This is a genomic window from Nitrospira sp. CMX1, assembly GCF_054902215.1.
Genome location: NZ_JBUBKD010000011.1, coordinates 68,447 through 83,737, shown reverse-complemented (window position 1 = coordinate 83,737; position 15,291 = coordinate 68,447). Strand labels below are relative to the sequence as shown.

At 56.6% G+C, this 15,291-nt stretch carries 20 protein-coding genes; 19 read left to right on the top strand and 1 reads right to left on the bottom strand.

Translation table 11 applies throughout. From position 1 onward, the window contains the following. Positions 1 to 88 precede the first annotated feature (88 nt). The 12 genes from ACYX34_RS02370 to ACYX34_RS02315 all read left to right on the top strand — a co-directional run bounded on the left by ACYX34_RS02370 (position 89) and on the right by ACYX34_RS02315 (position 5,541). Entirely contained in the window at positions 89 to 904 is an 816-nt protein-coding gene (locus ACYX34_RS02370) for an AAA family ATPase (protein WP_462074952.1), read from the top strand. 203 nt (positions 905 to 1,107) lie between these two features. After that, positions 1,108 to 1,431, top strand: coding sequence for a DUF167 domain-containing protein (locus tag ACYX34_RS02365; protein WP_462074951.1), 324 nt, complete (start codon positions 1,108 to 1,110; stop codon positions 1,429 to 1,431). Further along, positions 1,428 to 1,862: a hypothetical protein gene (locus ACYX34_RS02360; RefSeq protein WP_462074950.1), complete on the top strand. Its 435-nt coding sequence runs from the start codon at positions 1,428 to 1,430 to the stop codon at positions 1,860 to 1,862. The genes ACYX34_RS02365 and ACYX34_RS02360 overlap by 4 nt, the downstream gene beginning before the upstream one ends. A 442-nt stretch (positions 1,863 to 2,304) precedes the next feature. Next, entirely contained in the window at positions 2,305 to 2,739 is a 435-nt protein-coding gene (locus tag ACYX34_RS02355; protein ID WP_462074949.1) for a hypothetical protein, read from the top strand. Between the two features lie 260 nt (positions 2,740 to 2,999). Beyond that, positions 3,000 to 3,251 carry a type II toxin-antitoxin system Phd/YefM family antitoxin gene (locus ACYX34_RS02350; RefSeq protein WP_462074948.1) on the top strand — a complete coding sequence of 84 codons (252 nt, stop codon included), beginning with the start codon at positions 3,000 to 3,002 and terminating at the stop codon, positions 3,249 to 3,251. Continuing rightward, the gene (locus ACYX34_RS02345) at positions 3,248 to 3,637 is read left to right on the top strand and encodes a type II toxin-antitoxin system VapC family toxin (RefSeq protein WP_462074947.1); all 390 of its coding nucleotides are present in this window, start codon (positions 3,248 to 3,250) and stop codon (positions 3,635 to 3,637) included. The genes ACYX34_RS02350 and ACYX34_RS02345 overlap by 4 nt, the downstream gene beginning before the upstream one ends. 154 nt (positions 3,638 to 3,791) lie before the next feature. After that, on the top strand, positions 3,792 to 4,034 hold the full coding sequence (locus ACYX34_RS02340; RefSeq protein ID WP_462074946.1) for an AbrB/MazE/SpoVT family DNA-binding domain-containing protein: 243 nt from the start codon (positions 3,792 to 3,794) through the stop codon (positions 4,032 to 4,034). After that, complete coding sequence (locus ACYX34_RS02335; RefSeq protein ID WP_462074945.1) at positions 4,031 to 4,234, top strand: PIN domain-containing protein; 204 nt, start codon at positions 4,031 to 4,033, stop codon at positions 4,232 to 4,234. Before ACYX34_RS02340 ends, ACYX34_RS02335 begins: the two co-directional genes overlap by 4 nt. Further along, positions 4,231 to 4,401, top strand: a complete 171-nt coding sequence (locus ACYX34_RS02330) for a PIN domain-containing protein (protein WP_462074944.1) — start codon at positions 4,231 to 4,233, stop codon at positions 4,399 to 4,401. The genes ACYX34_RS02335 and ACYX34_RS02330 overlap by 4 nt, the downstream gene beginning before the upstream one ends. A gap of 153 nt (positions 4,402 to 4,554) precedes the next feature. Continuing rightward, positions 4,555 to 4,890 (top strand): toll/interleukin-1 receptor domain-containing protein, encoded by a 336-nt coding sequence (locus ACYX34_RS02325; protein ID WP_462074943.1) that lies wholly within the window; start codon positions 4,555 to 4,557, stop codon positions 4,888 to 4,890. Then, complete coding sequence (locus ACYX34_RS02320) at positions 4,878 to 5,111, top strand: hypothetical protein (protein ID WP_462074942.1); 234 nt, start codon at positions 4,878 to 4,880, stop codon at positions 5,109 to 5,111. Before ACYX34_RS02325 ends, ACYX34_RS02320 begins: the two co-directional genes overlap by 13 nt. 220 nt (positions 5,112 to 5,331) lie before the next feature. Then, positions 5,332 to 5,541 carry a PIN domain-containing protein gene (locus ACYX34_RS02315; RefSeq protein ID WP_462074941.1) on the top strand — a complete coding sequence of 70 codons (210 nt, stop codon included), beginning with the start codon at positions 5,332 to 5,334 and terminating at the stop codon, positions 5,539 to 5,541. A gap of 34 nt (positions 5,542 to 5,575) precedes the next feature. On the opposite strand, the gene ACYX34_RS02310 is transcribed toward ACYX34_RS02315, so the two are convergent. Next, entirely contained in the window at positions 5,576 to 6,064 is a 489-nt protein-coding gene (locus tag ACYX34_RS02310; RefSeq protein ID WP_462074940.1) for a hypothetical protein, read from the bottom strand. 306 nt (positions 6,065 to 6,370) lie between these two features. On the opposite strand from ACYX34_RS02310, the gene ACYX34_RS02305 reads away from it, so the two are divergent. The 7 genes from ACYX34_RS02305 (at position 6,371) to ACYX34_RS02275 (ending at position 15,252) form a co-directional block, all read left to right on the top strand. Further along, a complete protein-coding gene (locus ACYX34_RS02305) occupies positions 6,371 to 7,228 on the top strand; it encodes an NmrA family NAD(P)-binding protein (RefSeq protein ID WP_462074939.1) in 858 nt (285 codons plus the stop codon). A 76-nt stretch (positions 7,229 to 7,304) separates the two neighbouring features. Beyond that, a complete protein-coding gene (locus ACYX34_RS02300) occupies positions 7,305 to 8,189 on the top strand; it encodes a pirin family protein (RefSeq protein ID WP_462074938.1) in 885 nt (294 codons plus the stop codon). Next, the gene (locus tag ACYX34_RS02295; protein WP_462074937.1) at positions 8,186 to 8,842 is read left to right on the top strand and encodes a DsbA family oxidoreductase; all 657 of its coding nucleotides are present in this window, start codon (positions 8,186 to 8,188) and stop codon (positions 8,840 to 8,842) included. Before ACYX34_RS02300 ends, ACYX34_RS02295 begins: the two co-directional genes overlap by 4 nt. Before the next feature lie 17 nt (positions 8,843 to 8,859). Further along, a complete protein-coding gene (locus tag ACYX34_RS02290) occupies positions 8,860 to 9,279 on the top strand; it encodes a VOC family protein (RefSeq protein ID WP_462074936.1) in 420 nt (139 codons plus the stop codon). 162 nt (positions 9,280 to 9,441) lie between these two features. Next, the gene (locus ACYX34_RS02285; RefSeq protein WP_462074935.1) at positions 9,442 to 10,635 is read left to right on the top strand and encodes an efflux RND transporter periplasmic adaptor subunit; all 1,194 of its coding nucleotides are present in this window, start codon (positions 9,442 to 9,444) and stop codon (positions 10,633 to 10,635) included. Further along, positions 10,632 to 13,814 (top strand): multidrug efflux RND transporter permease subunit, encoded by a 3,183-nt coding sequence (locus ACYX34_RS02280; RefSeq protein WP_462074934.1) that lies wholly within the window; start codon positions 10,632 to 10,634, stop codon positions 13,812 to 13,814. Before ACYX34_RS02285 ends, ACYX34_RS02280 begins: the two co-directional genes overlap by 4 nt. Further along, positions 13,762 to 15,252: an efflux transporter outer membrane subunit gene (locus tag ACYX34_RS02275; RefSeq protein ID WP_462074933.1), complete on the top strand. Its 1,491-nt coding sequence runs from the start codon at positions 13,762 to 13,764 to the stop codon at positions 15,250 to 15,252. Before ACYX34_RS02280 ends, ACYX34_RS02275 begins: the two co-directional genes overlap by 53 nt. The last annotated feature ends 39 nt before the right edge of the window (positions 15,253 to 15,291 follow it).

The window sequence follows — 15,291 nt, the reverse complement described above, 5'->3', positions numbered from 1 at the left end:
CACTTTGTTCCGTTTATGGTGATGGGCCATTGACCACAGGTAATCGGGTGATTCCTGGTTGTCATCCCAAATCGAAGGTCGTGAAGTGATGCAGCAGGTACGCGAAATTGATGTGGCGCAGTATCGGATTGTGCAGGAGCCGTTTTATGCCGAGGTCTGTGGGGAGGTCGGTCTGTTTTCCATCGCAGCTGAGCAAAAACTGCCGGTGATGCTCAAGGGGCCGACCGGCTGCGGGAAGACCCGGTTTGTGCAGTACATGGCCTATAAGCTCGGTCGACCGTTGATCACGGTGGCTTGTCATGAAGATCTGACGGCTTCGGACTTGGTCGGTCGGTATCTTCTCAAGGGACAGGAGACGGTCTGGATGGATGGGCCATTGACCGTCGGCGTGAAGCATGGGGCTATCGTGTATCTCGACGAAGTGGTTGAAGCGAGGAAGGATACGACCGTTATCATTCACCCCCTCAGCGATGACCGCCGCGTGCTCCCGATCGAGAAGAAGGGGCAGATTGTGGAAGCTGCCGACGAGTTTATGCTGGTGATCTCCTACAACCCTGGGTATCAAAGTGTGCTCAAAGATCTGAAGCAAAGCACGAAGCAGCGATTCATGGCGATCGAATTCGATTACCCGGCTCCGGACATTGAAGCTCGGGTGATTCAGCGTGAAGCCGGGGTGGAGCCGACGATTGCGGGAAATCTCGTCAAGCTCGGCCAAAAAGTCCGGAATCTCAGAAATCATGGTCTCGAGGAAGGAGTCAGTACCAGACTCTTGATCTATGCCGGGACCTTGATCAAGCAGGGGGTTCCACCGGCGAGAGCCTGCGATGTCGCCGTTGCCCGTCCGATTACCGATGATGCGGATATGCAGCGGGCGATACTCGAATTTGTCAAAGCCATCTTCTAGCCCGCATGATTCATGAGCACTTCTGCTGCAATCGCCGATCCGCTGCTGTGACAGGCCTTCGGTCGGCGGGTTCGCCCTTCGGACCTGCAACGTCCTGCACGAGGACGCCTCAGGTTCTCAGGGCTTCGCACGCCGCTCTCGCCACGCGGCTCTGCGATTTCGCCATGAACCGCCATGAATAATGCGGGCTAAGTCATCACGTCATGTGGACGTCCAGCCTGGCACGAGACAGTGAGTGCGGTGTGCTCCTGACCGTGCATGTTCAACCCAACGCGTCACGAACAGAATGTGTCGGAATACACGGAGATGCGATCAAGATCCGTGTCGCGGCTCGCCCGATTCAGGGTGCCGCCAATGAAGAGCTGATCCGCTTCATCGCCGACCGGTGTTCCCTTGTTCGAACGCAAATTCAGATTCACGGCGGAGCGGAGACTCGACGGAAGCGATTGTGCGTCCAGGGAGTCACAGCAGAGGTGTTGATGGCTCGATTGCTGCCACAGGACTCGAAAGGAACGGTGAGGAAATGAAGGGGGTCACGCTGAGCGCCGTCTTTGTCGTGCTGACGCTTTCGGCTTGTTCCGGTGCACGTCCGGTGTTGTATCCAAACGCACATTTGCAATCGATAGGAAAAGAAGCTGCCGAGCAGGATATCGAAGCGTGCAAGGCCATGGCAGAGTCGGCCGGTGCGGAGGAGAGCCGCGGCAAGGCTGGGCGCGTGGCGACGAATACGGCCGTCGGTGCCGGCGCCGGTGCTGCAAGCGGAGCGTTGGGCGCGGTGATTTCCGGCGCATCAGCCGGTTTAGGGTCGATGGTCGGGGCAGCCAGCGGCGCGGTCTGGGGTCTCTTAACCGGACTCTTTTATGCGGTCGCCGGGCCTTCTCAGCCCAATCAGGCGTATACGAGCTTCGTCGACCGCTGTTTGCAAGAGAAGGGATATGACGTGACGGGATGGCAGTGAGGGGGGAGTGTGGAAGCATCTCGGCGGATGCTCCTTGCTCGCTGCCCGCCCACGCAAAGTACTATTTAGAAGGGCGATTATGGGCGGTGGTCGGTCAATGCACGCAGTGGACCATCCACCGAGGCGCTTCCGTGTGATGACGAGCGGAGTGAGGATTCGATGATGCGCGCGATGGAAACAACCTCGATGCCAGATCTGGTAGAGAGAGGAATATAGGAAAACGTGTGCTCGGACAATGCGGCAGGTGAGTGTCCACTCATCCGGTCTCTGCGGATGAGAACAAGAATGGGAGGAGTCACACCTGCATGCCGGACCGTGGAGGACGCATGGTTCCAGGATTCTGAAAAGATTTCCCGGGCTGTGCACAATTGAAAAATTCTCGACATTTTTCTTGAAGGGTGAGAAGTGAGGAGCTGGCTGGAACACCCTCGGAGGATTTGTCGTGATCAATCGGGCCTGGAAATGGCTAATGGTGTGTATGCTCCTCATCAGCCTCATTGCCTGTACCGGACCGCAGCCTCTCTTACGATCCAATAAGCAACTGCACATGTACGGCAGGCAGGTGGCTCAACAGGAGATCGACTCCTGTCAGCAGCGTGCCGCACAAGCTGGATTGCGGCATGGAACCAACCAAAGCACCAATGCAGCAACCGGGGCGGTGCTGGGGCTCACATTGGGTGGCGCGGTCGGTGCATCGGCTGGAGTGGTCGGAGGATTCGCCGGAATTGCGATCGGAGCTGCCGCCGGCAGTACAATCGGATTCACCGTTGGACTCCTCGGCGGAACGTTCAAACCGCTGGAGCCGGATCCTCCCTATGCCGACGCCGTGACGAAGTGTTTGAAGGACAAAGGCTACGAAGTCAGCGGGTGGGAGTAGGCACACAAACCGTTGAGATCCTAACCTCACTCATCATCCTCGATCGCATTCTCGCCAGGCAGCTTCCGATACCTAGAGTTCACATGAGCATGGCATGTCCCAGGCCTAACGGGTAGGTATTCCCATATTGGTCTGGTAAGAGGTCTTTACCACTGAGAGCACAAACTGACAGTTCTAGCGTGGCTGGACATGTGGAGGCGATTGAGTTGACTGCTCCGTGGGGCACAAGTAGACTAATGTTAGTCCGCATGGGGGAGCTGATGAAATCTACGACGAAGACCGTCAATATTCATGAGGCCAAGACCCATTTTTCAAAACTCTTGGCTGCTGTAGCGAAAGGTCAGCGGATCACGATTTGCAAAGACGGGACACCTGTGGCGCAGCTTGGACCGCTTGATCCGCCTGTTCCTGTCCGTCGTCCCGGTCTCTTAAAAGGGCGTGTCACTATTGCGGACGATTTTGATGAGCCGTTACCAGCGGAGGTGCTGGCTGCCTTCGAGCATGAGGTATGAATCTCCTGTTAGATACCCATATCTACTTGTGGTTTGTGGTGCAGTCCCCACGACTTCCGAAAGGCATCTATCACCAGATCGAAACCACGCCGATCGTCTATGTCAGTGCCGCCTCACTCTGGGAGATGGTCATTAAGATTCAAGTGAAGAAGCTTGTTGCCGATCCAGACGAACTCGCCGCCAAAATCACGGCGAGTGGTTTTCAAGAATTGCCGGTGTCTGTGCCGCACACGCTGGCTCTGGAGCGGTTGCCACTCCATCATCGTGACCCCTTTGACCGCATCTTGTTGGCGCAAGCTCACGTCGAACATTTACGTTTACTCACGGCCGATTCAGGGCTAAAGCCGTATGGCCCGGTGTGTCAGGTGATCGCAAAGGCCAACTGATTACGTATCTCCTAGCAGTGTGGCCCCGATGACATGGCGGTGAGCCGGAGGCGTATGGAGGAGAATGGGCATTCAATGTATGACGACGGGAAATTCGCTCATAAGAAAAGGTTCTAAACGATGTTTGGGTTGATGAGTGAAGTAAAACGGTTCTATGATCGATCCTACTACTCTAGGCGGATTTGCCATGGCGACAACCACGATTTCATCTAAGTTTCAGGTTGTGATACCGAAAGCGGTGCGAGACAAGCTTCATCTGGTGCCAAGACAACGCTTGCTGGTTGTTGAAAAGGGAGGCGTCATTACGCTTGTTCCGGAAGTGCCTCTCAAATCGCTGAAAGGTGCGCTCAGAGGAATGACGACGACTCATGTGAGAGAGAAGCAGGATCGTGAATGAAAATCCTTCTGGATTCCAGTGGTTGGATTGAATTCTTTAGGGATGGCCCCAGGGCCAACCGGTATGCCGCCTATCTCACTTCCCGATACCGTCTTATTACACCAACGATTGTGCTGTATGAGGTCTACAAGAAAATTAAACGAGAGCTGGGAGAGGAACGGCCTTGCAGTTTGCCGGATGTCTCCACGCGACTCATGTGATTGCATTGACGGAGTCGATTGCCTTGCTCGCTGCCGATCTGAGTCTCCAGCATGGACTTGCGATGGCTGATGCGATTGTCTATGCCACCGGGCGAGATCAGGAAGCGGAGGTGGTGACCGGTGACGCAGATCTCAAGGGGCTGCCAGGAGTCATGTACATTGTGTAGAGGATTCTCAAGACCTCTGCGGATGTGACCATCGTGCGATGACTATTTGTTGCAGATGCCATGTGTCCTCATCGCCACAGCTGAATCCCACCTTGCATCGAACTCCCCCTCCTGATACGTTTGCTGCCCTACGTAACCTCCTGGGAGGGTGGCGTGCCGGACGGGTCGGGGCAGACCTACGATGTCTTCGTCAGCTATGCCCATGCGGATAACGAGAAACCGCTCGGCTCCGTTACACAGTACGGGTGGGTGACGACGCTCGCCCACAACCTGAACACCGGTCCAGGCCATTTACGCAAGAACCTCTTCATCGATCATCAACTCAAGCCGGGTGATGTCTTCAGCGACGACCTTGTTGCGAAGGTCAAGGGTAGTATCCTCCTTCTGCTGCTTCTCTCCCAGAACTACATAGAGTCTGAGTGGTGCGGGAAGGAACTGGACCATTTGTTGAAGTCTTCAACAATGGGAGTTCTGCGATGGCCACAGTGAATTTTAGTGTCCCGTCGGATGTGAAGGATGCGTTTGACAAGGCGTTTCGACGGCAGAATAAGAGTGCGGTGTTGACCGAGCTCATGCGGCAAGCTGTGGAAGAGCGCCGGAGACTTCAGCGTCGAGCCAAGGTGGTTGATCAGCTCTTGTCATTACGAAAGCAGACGCGGCGGGTGACTGAGAAGGCTATTCAAGCTGCGAGGAGACGCAAGCGACCGTGACGACGGTCGTGCTTGATGTCAGTGTGATTGTGAAGTGAGTCTTTGTTGATCGTGCCGCAGAGTGCCCTTCGTTTTAGGCCCTCCAGATTCTCCAGTTGATCAAAGAGGGTTGGCTCGCTGTCGTGCAACCACCGCACTGGTTGGCTGAGGTGGCTGCGGTCATTGCACGTTTGGATCCTGGCGGGCACGCCGAGCCGTTTCCCTTCTGGACGCGCTTGAGTTGCCGGTCATAACGGACAGTGAGGTCTATCAGAAGGCCTGTGATCTCTCTGCCTCACTCGCACCGCATGTCTTCGATACGCTGTATCACGCCGTGGCATTGTACGAACCTGGAACGGTGCTGATCACCGCCGATGAACGGTATTATCGGCAAGCTCATACAATCGGTCGGATTGTGAGATTGCACGACTTCGTTCCGTCGGCAAGGTAACTAGGTTCTCACTGAGTCGTGCGAGACGCAACGCTTACTCCCGCGCCGGGGCGATAAAACGGATCGTGGCCTCTACGGGTAAGCCAAGCGTGCTCAGGGCGGTTGGGATACTGATCAGCACCAACAGATCGATCTGTTGACCGGCCTGCAGCATCGGTGCTTTCAGCTGCCCTATGTTCTGGCCGCAGGCTCCACGTTCAATGAGTTCGATCTGTCCACTGTCATCTTCAACGGTCAGGGTGGTGCTTTCGTGCGCAAAGCCGCAGATCATCCGATTCGTGATGATCTCGGTCTGAACGGCTGTGATCGTACCTCTCAACCGAATCTCTCTCATCTGATATCGATCAGGGTGGGCGAGGAGCGTCCCGATCGGAATCCGTTCGTAAGAGGTGAGGAGGCCACGGAATGGTCCACTATGAGCGGATCGGGGGAGATCGTCTGCTGCCATTCCAGGTTGTAGGAAAGGCGACCATGTTATGGCTACAGTGATCAACAGGCAGGTCAGAAAACGAATAGTTGCCATGACTCCAATCGTAGCAGAGGGTCGATAGGTCGGCGCCGATCATTCGGCACAGTGCCGCTTGGTCGACACCGGACTAAAAGGGTTTGCTTTCCAACCGGCGACATCAATTCATCGAATCTCCACATATTCCAACAACATAGCGCGCATCACGTCGGAGAGATCCAGTTGGAACGCAAGTTGCCCATGTGTGAGGGAGTGAGAGTGACGCGGCGTGTCGGGACACAGGTTACAAGTGATGACACCGTCGCCATCATGTAGCAGTGAATGCTGGGTATAGCGAGTTTCAATAAGCAAAGGAGGATCATCATGTTTGTAGTCATCGGGGCGACAGGGAATACGGGATCTGCGGTTGTGGACACCTTGCTGAGTAAGAAACAGCCGGTGCGGGTCGTTGTCCGCTCGGCTGACAAAGGAGCCGCGTGGAAGGCGAAAGGCGCGGAAGTCGCGGTCGCGTCGTTGGATGATGGCTCCGCTTTGATCAAGGCCTTCGAAGGAGCGAAAGGCGTCTATTTGTTGGTGCCACCGAATTATGGTGCCGAGGCCTGGTTGGCGGATCAACGAGCGCGGATGGATCGTGCGGCAGAAGCTGTTAAGAAGAGCGGAGTGCAACATGTTGTCTTTCTGTCGTCGGTCGGCGGACATATTGCCGGAGGGACGGGCCCGATCCGAGCCGCGAGCTATGGCGAACAGGCGCTTGGCCGTACTGCCAAGCGGCTGACCATTCTTCGTCCCTCCTATTTCATGGAGAACTGGGCGCCGGTGATCGGCGCGGCGAAAGCAGAAGGAGTTCTCCCGACGTTCATTGCGCCTCAAGCAAAGATTCCCATGACTTCAACCAAGGATATCGGTCGGATCGGGGCGGAACATCTGATGGCTGGTGGATCGGCCAAACAGATCGTGGAAATGGCAGGTCCGGAAGACTATAGCCCCAATCATGTGGCCGCTGCGCTGGGTCAGCTGCTGGGCAAGCCGGTCACGGCGCAACATGCACCCCTGAGCGCTGTGGTGCCGACATTTAAGTCGTTTGGGTTTTCCGATGAGGCGGCGAAACTGTTCGAAGAGATGTATACCTCGTTCTCGACCGGAGCAATCGGGTATGAGACGCCTGATAAGCTGGTGCGCGGGACGGTCACTCTCTCAGAAGCATTACGGGGGATGGTGTAGCCTGTGCCGATTCGGAGTGACATATCCGCGGGTGCAGGAGAAACATTCATGAATAATGCGGAGCCAGGAGGACATCATGACGGCCAGCACGCTGATTCCTAAAGAGGTGCTCGGAGTCTATCGACCGGGATCGGCCCATATGGTAGGAGACGGATTTCCTGTACGCAATCTGTTTCCCAGCAACGATCTGGACCAGGCCGTCGATCCGTTTCTCTTACTCGACTATGCAGGGCCACAGGCTTTTGAGCCGACCGACCAGCCACGCGGTGTCGGTGAACATCCTCATCGGGGATTTGAAACGGTCACGATCATGTACCAGGGATCTGTGGTCCATCGAGATTCTGCCGGCAATGCCGGGGTGATCGGCCCCGGCGATGTCCAATGGATGACGGCAGCCTCCGGGGTCGTGCACGAAGAGCTGCATGAAGCTGTTTGGGCGAAGAAAGGCGGGATGTTCCGGGCCATCCAACTTTGGGTGAACCTCCCGCGGTTCAAGAAAATGTCGGCACCAGGCTATCAAACGATTCTGAACGCTGATATTCCGAATGTCCCGCTTGATGGTGGAGTGGGTCGCCTCCGTGTCATTGCCGGCGCATTCCAGGGGCACAAGGGACCGGCCCGTACGGTTACACCGATTGAACTGTATGACTTGGCACTGGGAGCCGGCGGACGCGCGGAGTTGCCTCTGCCCGATGGGCACAATACCTCGGTCTTCGTGCTGCAAGGACTGGTGTCCGTAAATGGCGCTGGTGAAGCAGGAGAGGCGGAATTAATCGTGTGCAAACGGAACGGGTCATCGGTGGTCATCGAGGCTCGTGCAGACAGCCGGCTCTTGATCTTGAGCGGTCAACCGATCGGAGAGCCGATTGCACGCTACGGTCCGTTTGTCATGAACACCAAACTTGAACTCGTCCAGGCGGTCGAGGACTACAAGGCGGGCAAGATGGGGCATCTGTCGTGAGTGAACGGACGGTGAACATCGATGTTTATTCGGATGTCATCTGCCCGTGGTGCTATGTGGGCAAGCGGCGATTGGAACGGGCGCTGAAGCAAATGGGAGACAAGGTGAACGCTGAAGTGACATGGCGACCCTTTCAGCTGAATCCGACGATGCCGCAACAAGGGATGAATCGCACAGTCTACTTGGAAACCAAGTTCGGCAATCTACAGGTCTTCCAAGACATGGAAGCACATCTCTTGGAAGCGGGAAGGGGCGAACAGATTTCCTTTGCGTTCGGGAAGATCGACAGGACTCCGAATACCTTTCTGGCCCATCGGTTGATTTGGTATGCCGGCACACAAGGTCGTCAAGATGAGGTGGTGAACCAGTTGTTTCACGGCTATTTCGAAGAAGGCCTGGATATCGGTTCTGTCTCTGTGCTCATTGAGGTATCCGATCGTGCGGGTTTGAACGCGGAACGGTTTCTCAAGGGTGAAGAGGGAACCGCAGAGGTCAAGGCCGAAGAATCGGTCGGTCGCCGGTTAGGGATAAGCGGAGTCCCGTATTTTGTCATTGAGAACACCTATGCCATCTCCGGCGCGCAGCCTGTCGATGTGTTCCTGGGAGGCATTGAGAAGGTTCGGTTCGGCCTTTCTGCCGCCGCCGATTCTTGACCAGTAGGAGGTGAGGGATGGCAGTCCAAGTCTATGGATGTAACCATGTTGCGATCGAAGTCACGGATGCCAAGAAGGCCGCGAGGTTCTATCAAGACGTGTTCGATCTGAAGATGCTGCGCGGGGGTGAGGGAGCGGTCTGGTGCAAGCTCGGTGAGCATCAGTTCTTGGCGATTTTTGAAGTCGAGACATTGCAGCCGGATCGCACGAAACACTTTGGGCTGATGGTCCGCGATGCAGAGCAGATCAAAGAGATTCGGCGCAAGCTGACGAAGAAGTACAAGTTGAAGCTCCATCCTGATTTCCGCTGTGACTTTCGCGATCCGTGGGGCAATCGCGTTCAGGTGGGAGATTTGAGTGATGAATCATTGGTATGGCTTCTTCCTTATCGAGAAGTGCAAAAGGCCGGGGTTGTCCTCGCATATAAGAGGAAATGACCATGATGGATTCATGCGTGCAGCGTTTCCAGTCTTACGCGAGAGCGATGCATCGAGTATTCCGCTCACTTGACGGAGAAGGCCGCGCTAGCCCAAGATTCGCCGGAAGATCTTTGCCGGGTTACCCCTCAGGGATGAGTGAGCAGGTAGAGGAACGTCGTGATGGCTGACATGGTTTCGAGGAGCGTCGTCAAGGGTGCGTGTGTTGTCGTCGGAATGCTCGGGTTATTCGGTTGTACAGGAGAAGCGAGTGCCCCCCCGCCCCGCCCGACCCCGGAAGTTCAAATCGTCGAGGTCATGTCTCAGACTGTGCCGGATGAACCGGAGTTTATCGGGCAAGCCGAGGCGTCGAGCATCGTCGAGATCCGTTCGCAAGTCACCGGCATCATCAAACAACGGTTCTTCTCCGAGGGACGTGATATCAAGCAAGGCGATCGTCTCTACGAAATCGACCCTGTGCCCTTCAAGGCGGCCTTTGCGAGCGCCAAGGGGCGAGTGGCGCAAGCGGAGGCAAGGCTTGTTCAGGCCAAGCAGAATCTGGCGCGCGTCAAGCCGTTGCTCGTCGAGGATGCCGTCAGCCAGAAGGATGTCGATGATGCCATAGCGGAAGATCTTGCGGCCAGGGCATCGCTGGAGGCGGCGAATGGGGATTTGGTCAAAGCCAAGTTCGATTTGAATAATACCATCATCGTCGCTCCGGTCGACGGATTGATCGAGCGCACGCGTTTCTATCAGGGTCGATTGGTGACCGCTCAGACGGATTTGCTGACGGTCATTCATCAAGTGGATCCCATGTATGTCATCGTGAGCGCGCCGGAGAGCTTTCTGCTCAAACGGAGACGGGACACGATTTCAAAGCGGATTCAGCACCCGGGTATCTACAGCTTGACGGGCACCATCATCTTTGTGGACGGCACGAGTTACGCTCATGAGGGTGTCTTGGATTTTGCGGATGTCGGATTACGGACCGAGACGGGTTCTCGGCAGGCGCGCGTGGTGTTTCCCAATCCGGATCGATTGCTCATGCCCGGGCAATTCGTGACCGTACGCTTTCACGGCGTGTCGAAGCCGCAGGCCATTCTCATTCCGCAGCGGGCGGTCCAGCAGGGGCCTAAGGGGGCCGTCGTCTACGTCGTCGGTCAAGGCGAGCAGGTGGAGGTTCGAGACGTGAAGGCCACGGACTGGCAGGGCAATCAGTGGCTCATTGAAGAAGGACTTCATGCGGGAGAGCGAGTGATGGTGGATGGATTTCAGCGAGTCCTCCCCGGCGCTCAGGTCAAACCCATCACCGTGTCTGCAGCGACACTCACCACACCTCCGTCATCGGTCGCCGACGGTACGGACAAGCCGAAATGAACCTCAGCGTTTTTATCGATCGTCCGATCTTTGCGTCGGTCCTCTCCATCGTCATCGTCGTCGTGGGGCTGGTGGCCATGCAGGCCTTACCCATCGCCCAATTTCCGGAGATCACTCCTCCGGTGGTGCAAATCGAGGCCGACTATCCCGGTGCGAGCGCGGAAGTGGTGGCGGAATCGGTGGCACGCCCCATCGAGCTGCAACTGCCGGGTATCGATCGTCTCTTGTATTTTGACTCCACGAGTACGAACGACGGTCACATGACCATCAAGCTTACGTTCGAAATCGGGACGAACGTCGACATTGCGCAGGTCCAAACCCAGAACCGGCAGAAACTCGCTGAACCACAGCTGCCGCCCGAAGTGGTTCGCCAGGGCGTCACCGTCAAGAAAATGTCGCCGGACTTGCTGACGGTCATGGTGCTGAACTCCGAGGATCCGCAGCAAGATGCGCTCTTTCTCTCAAATTTTGCGATCTTGCGCATTCTCGACAATATCAAGCGGTTGCCTGGTGTCGGGGATGCGCTTGTCTTCGGGCAGCAGAATTACAGCATGCGGCTCGTGCTCGACCCCGTGCGCATGGCGCAGCTGGATCTGACGCCGACCGATATCGTGAATGTCGTGCGCGAGCAGAATCGCGACTTCCCGGCCGGAACCGTCGGGCGGGAACCCATGCCGATCGACACGGAACTCACGCTTCCGCTCATCACCGACGGGCGGATGTCCGACGTGCGGGAGTTCGAGGAGATGATCGTCCGTGCCATGCCGAATGGGTCGATGGTCCGTCTGAGAGACGTCGCGCGCGTCGAGCTCGGAGCGCAATCGTACGTGCTCGAAGGCCGGTACAATCGGAAGCCGACCGCGCTCCTTCTGACCTTTCTGTCCCCCGGTGCGAATGCCCTCGATACGGTCAAGCGCATTCGCGGCGAAATGGATCGGTTGAGCAAAGTTTTTCCACCCGGCGTTACCTACGATATCCCGTACGACACTACCCGCTTCGTCGACGTCTCCATCAAGGAGGTCGTGAAGACCTTGGGGGAGGCCATGGTGTTGGTCATACTCGTGGTGTATCTCTTCCTCCAAAGTTGGCGTGCGACGTTGATTCCGGTCATGGCGGTTCCGGTGTCGTTGATCGGCACCTTTGCGGGGATGGCGGCCCTTGGATTCTCGATCAATACGCTGACTCTGTTTGGGTTGGTATTGGCGATCGGGATCGTGGTCGACGACGCCATCGTGGTGGTGGAGAACGTGGAACGCCATATGGCGGATGGGCTCTTGCCCAACGCCGCGGCAAAAAAGGCCATGGGGGAGGTCGCCGGTCCGGTGATCGCCATTGTCCTGGTACTCTGCGCGGTATTCGTGCCAGTCGGGTTTCTCGGTGGAATCACCGGTCAGTTGTACAAACAGTTTGCGATCACGATCGCGGTATCTGTCGCTATTTCTGGGTTCGTTGCCCTGACGTTGAGCCCGGCTCTCTGTGCCCTGGTGCTGAAGCCGAGCCATGGACCACGCGGAGGTTTCTTCGGGCTGTTCAACCGAATATTCGATTGGGCCCAAATACGATACGTGCAGGGTGTGGCGCTCACCTTGAGACACATGGTGATCTCGTTGGCGCTGTGCGGCATCGTCATCGGCATCACCGCAAGCTTGTTTAAGGCCATCCCCGTTGCGTTTTTGCCGGAGGAAGACCAGGGGTACTTCATCACGATCGTGCAGTTGCCGGATGGGGCCTCGAAGAGACGGACGGATGTTGTCCTCGATCGGATTGAGCAGTATTATCATACCCTGCCCGCGGTCTATGGAACGCAAGCCCTCTCGGGACAAAACTTTGTGTTCAATACGAGGGGCACTAACACGGCCACCCTCTTTGCGCCTCTCAAACATTGGGATGAGCGGAAGGGACCACAAGACCATGCCAAGGCCTTGATCGGCGGGGCGTTCCGAGAGTTTGCAAAAATTCCCGGCGCGCTGGTTTTGGCGTTCAATGCTCCCTCGATTCGCGGCCTCGGCGCGACCGGCGGATTTTCCGTGCAGCTTCAGGACCCGACCGGCGGGGATTTTAAACAGTTCGGCGCGGTCGCTCAGGAATTCGTCGAAAAGGCCAGGCAGAATCCTGCCATCGGGGCGATCAGTACCAGCTTTCGTGTCAGTGCTCCCAGGGTCCAGGCCAAGATCAATCGAGAGAGAGCCAAAGCGCTCGGTGTGCCGATTTCCGAAGTGTTCGATACGCTTCAAGCCTATTTCGGCAATCTGTACATCAACGATTTCGTCAAGTTCGGACGTGTCTATCGAGTACAAACCGAAGCGGAACCTCAGTATCGATCCCGCCCGGCCGATATCGGCAAGATCTATGTCCGAGCCAAGAATGGGAACACTCCGGCGATGATTCCGCTCGACACGGTGGTCGCCACGAGTTATTCCAGCGGGCCCGATCCCGTCACGCACTTCAATGGATTCAATACCGCCCTCGTCTTGGGATCAGCGGCACCCGGGTACAGTTCAGGTCAGGCACTCGATGCGCTGGAACGGGCGGCACAAGAAGTTTTAACTCCTCAAGGATTCGATCTTGATTGGAGTGGTATTTCATACCAGGAACGCAAAGCAGGCAGTCAGTCGATCGTGGCCTTCGGGTTCGGTCTGCTCATGGTTTTTCTGGTGCTGGCCGCACAGTATGAGAGTTGGACGGTACCGTTTGCGGTGCTCCTTGCCGTGCCGTTCGGGGTGTTCGGTGCGTTGTCGGCGGTGTGGCTGTCGGGTATGGCAAACGATATCTATTTCCAGATCGGGTTGGTGACGCTTATCGGACTTGCAGCGAAGAACGCCATTCTCATCGTGGAATTCGCCAATCAGCGGTACATGCAGGGTTTTTCGTTGAAGGATGCGGCGCTGGAAGCGGCACGACTCCGATTCCGACCGATTTTGATGACGTCGCTCGCGTTCATCCTTGGCGTGGTGCCGCTGGTGATCGCGAGCGGAGCCGGTGCAGCCAGTCGGCATTCGATCGGGACCGGTGTGTTCGGCGGCATGATTGCCGCGACCATTTTGGCGGTGGTGTTCGTGCCCTTGTTTTTTGTGCTGATCCGAAGGTTCGGCAAAGCCGTTCCTGAGTCGGTCTCAAGAGGACAACGTGAAAACAGCCATCCCAACCTCGGGTCGGCATCGGCGCCGGGAGGGCAGTGAGGTGGTGCGTATTCTCGCAGTGATCGGTCTTGCCGGTGCGTTCTGTTCCTGCGCGGTCGGGCCCGACTATTCCCGCCCCGATGTTCCCCGCCCCGATACATTTCGCATGGCCAACGAAGGTGCTGATCTGCCGGCGCTCGCCAATATGTCGTGGTGGGAGCTCTACCAGGATCAGGAACTCCAAAAACTCATCCGCATTGCGCTGGAAGAAAATAAGGATCTTGAACGTGTTGTCGCAACCGTCGATGAATATGCGGCTCGCTTGTTTATCGCACGGACCGACTTTATCCCTCAGATGACGGCCACGACCAATCTGCCGTTCGCCAGGTTGGGTGGAGTGCGTTTCCCTGGCTTTCCCAGTCCATTCAGCTACTACTTGCAAGGGAACCTTGCCTGGGAAATCGATGTCTGGGGACGGATCCGTCGGTCAAACGAAGCAGCCCGCGGTGATCTATTGGCTCGGGAAGAAAACCGACGGGCGATCATTTTGCAGTTGGTCGGCGGAGTGGCGCAGGCGTATTTTGAACTTCGGCAATTCGATCTGCAGTTGGAGATTGCCGAGCGCACCTTGGGGGCATGGGATGAATCTGTCCGGATCAGCAAGGCTCGGCATAGACAAGGGTTGATTCATGGACTCGATCTCCAACAATTTCAAGCCGAGCGGGAAAGCGCGGCGGCGCGCATTGCCGACTTGAAACGACAAATCATCCAGAAAGAAAACGAGTTGAGTTTGATCCTGGGCAGAAATCCAGGACAAATTCCCAGAGGGTCTTCGTTGACCGAGCAGGTGATGCCGCCGGTCGTACCGGCTGGGCTTCCATCCGAGCTGCTCCAACGTCGTCCGGACATCGTCCAAGCCGAGCAACAGCTGGCCGCGGCGACAGCCAGGATCGGAGCCGCAAAGGCAGAACGCTTCCCTAAATTTTCACTCACCGGTCTCTTGGGCCTCGCCAACCCTAGTCTATCCAAACTCTTCACGACCGGCGGAGAGTTCGGTGCCGTCGGTCCGACGATCACCGGCCCAATACTGAATGCCCATAGTCTCGGGTTTCAACAACGTGCCGCGGAGGCCCAAGCGAGGCAGGCCAACGCCCAGTACAAGCAGGCGATCCTCGTGGCATTCAAAGAAGTTGAGGATGCGCTGGTGGGCGTTGCCATGGCGCACGAGCAGGCCGGTGCACAGGAGAGGCAAGTCAAAGCGTTGAAGACTGCCTTGCGTCTCGCAAATCTCCGCTATAAGGGCGGTCTCGCGAATTATTTAGATGTGCTGATCGCCCAGCGCAATCTGTTCGATGCGGAATTGGCGCTGGCGACGACCCGGAGCTCACACCTGACTTCGGTGGTGCAACTCTACAAAGCACTTGGTGGGGGGTGGTTGCCCGACCAGCAAGGGCAGGAATCGACGGTCGCAGCGGTAGACAAACAGAAAAATAACTAATGCGATGATGCGATACTGCTGGTGCTCATGCCTCGCGTC

Bases quoted from the DNA above. Each gene is read 5' to 3' on its own strand.
- ACYX34_RS02370 (WP_462074952.1), top strand. From the start codon at position 89: ATGCAGCAGGTACGCGAAATTGATGTGGCGCAGTATCGGATTGTGCAG.
- ACYX34_RS02365 (WP_462074951.1), top strand. From the start codon at position 1,108: ATGTGGACGTCCAGCCTGGCACGAGACAGTGAGTGCGGTGTGCTCCTG.
- ACYX34_RS02360 (WP_462074950.1), top strand. From the start codon at position 1,428: ATGAAGGGGGTCACGCTGAGCGCCGTCTTTGTCGTGCTGACGCTTTCG.
- ACYX34_RS02350 (WP_462074948.1), top strand. From the start codon at position 3,000: ATGAAATCTACGACGAAGACCGTCAATATTCATGAGGCCAAGACCCAT.
- ACYX34_RS02345 (WP_462074947.1), top strand. From the start codon at position 3,248: ATGAATCTCCTGTTAGATACCCATATCTACTTGTGGTTTGTGGTGCAG.
- ACYX34_RS02340 (WP_462074946.1), top strand. From the start codon at position 3,792: ATGATCGATCCTACTACTCTAGGCGGATTTGCCATGGCGACAACCACG.
- ACYX34_RS02335 (WP_462074945.1), top strand. From the start codon at position 4,031: ATGAAAATCCTTCTGGATTCCAGTGGTTGGATTGAATTCTTTAGGGAT.
- ACYX34_RS02320 (WP_462074942.1), top strand. From the start codon at position 4,878: ATGGCCACAGTGAATTTTAGTGTCCCGTCGGATGTGAAGGATGCGTTT.
- ACYX34_RS02310 (WP_462074940.1), bottom strand. From the start codon at position 6,064: ATGGCAACTATTCGTTTTCTGACCTGCCTGTTGATCACTGTAGCCATA.
- ACYX34_RS02305 (WP_462074939.1), top strand. From the start codon at position 6,371: ATGTTTGTAGTCATCGGGGCGACAGGGAATACGGGATCTGCGGTTGTG.
- ACYX34_RS02300 (WP_462074938.1), top strand. From the start codon at position 7,305: ATGACGGCCAGCACGCTGATTCCTAAAGAGGTGCTCGGAGTCTATCGA.
- ACYX34_RS02290 (WP_462074936.1), top strand. From the start codon at position 8,860: ATGGCAGTCCAAGTCTATGGATGTAACCATGTTGCGATCGAAGTCACG.
- ACYX34_RS02285 (WP_462074935.1), top strand. From the start codon at position 9,442: ATGGCTGACATGGTTTCGAGGAGCGTCGTCAAGGGTGCGTGTGTTGTC.
- ACYX34_RS02280 (WP_462074934.1), top strand. From the start codon at position 10,632: ATGAACCTCAGCGTTTTTATCGATCGTCCGATCTTTGCGTCGGTCCTC.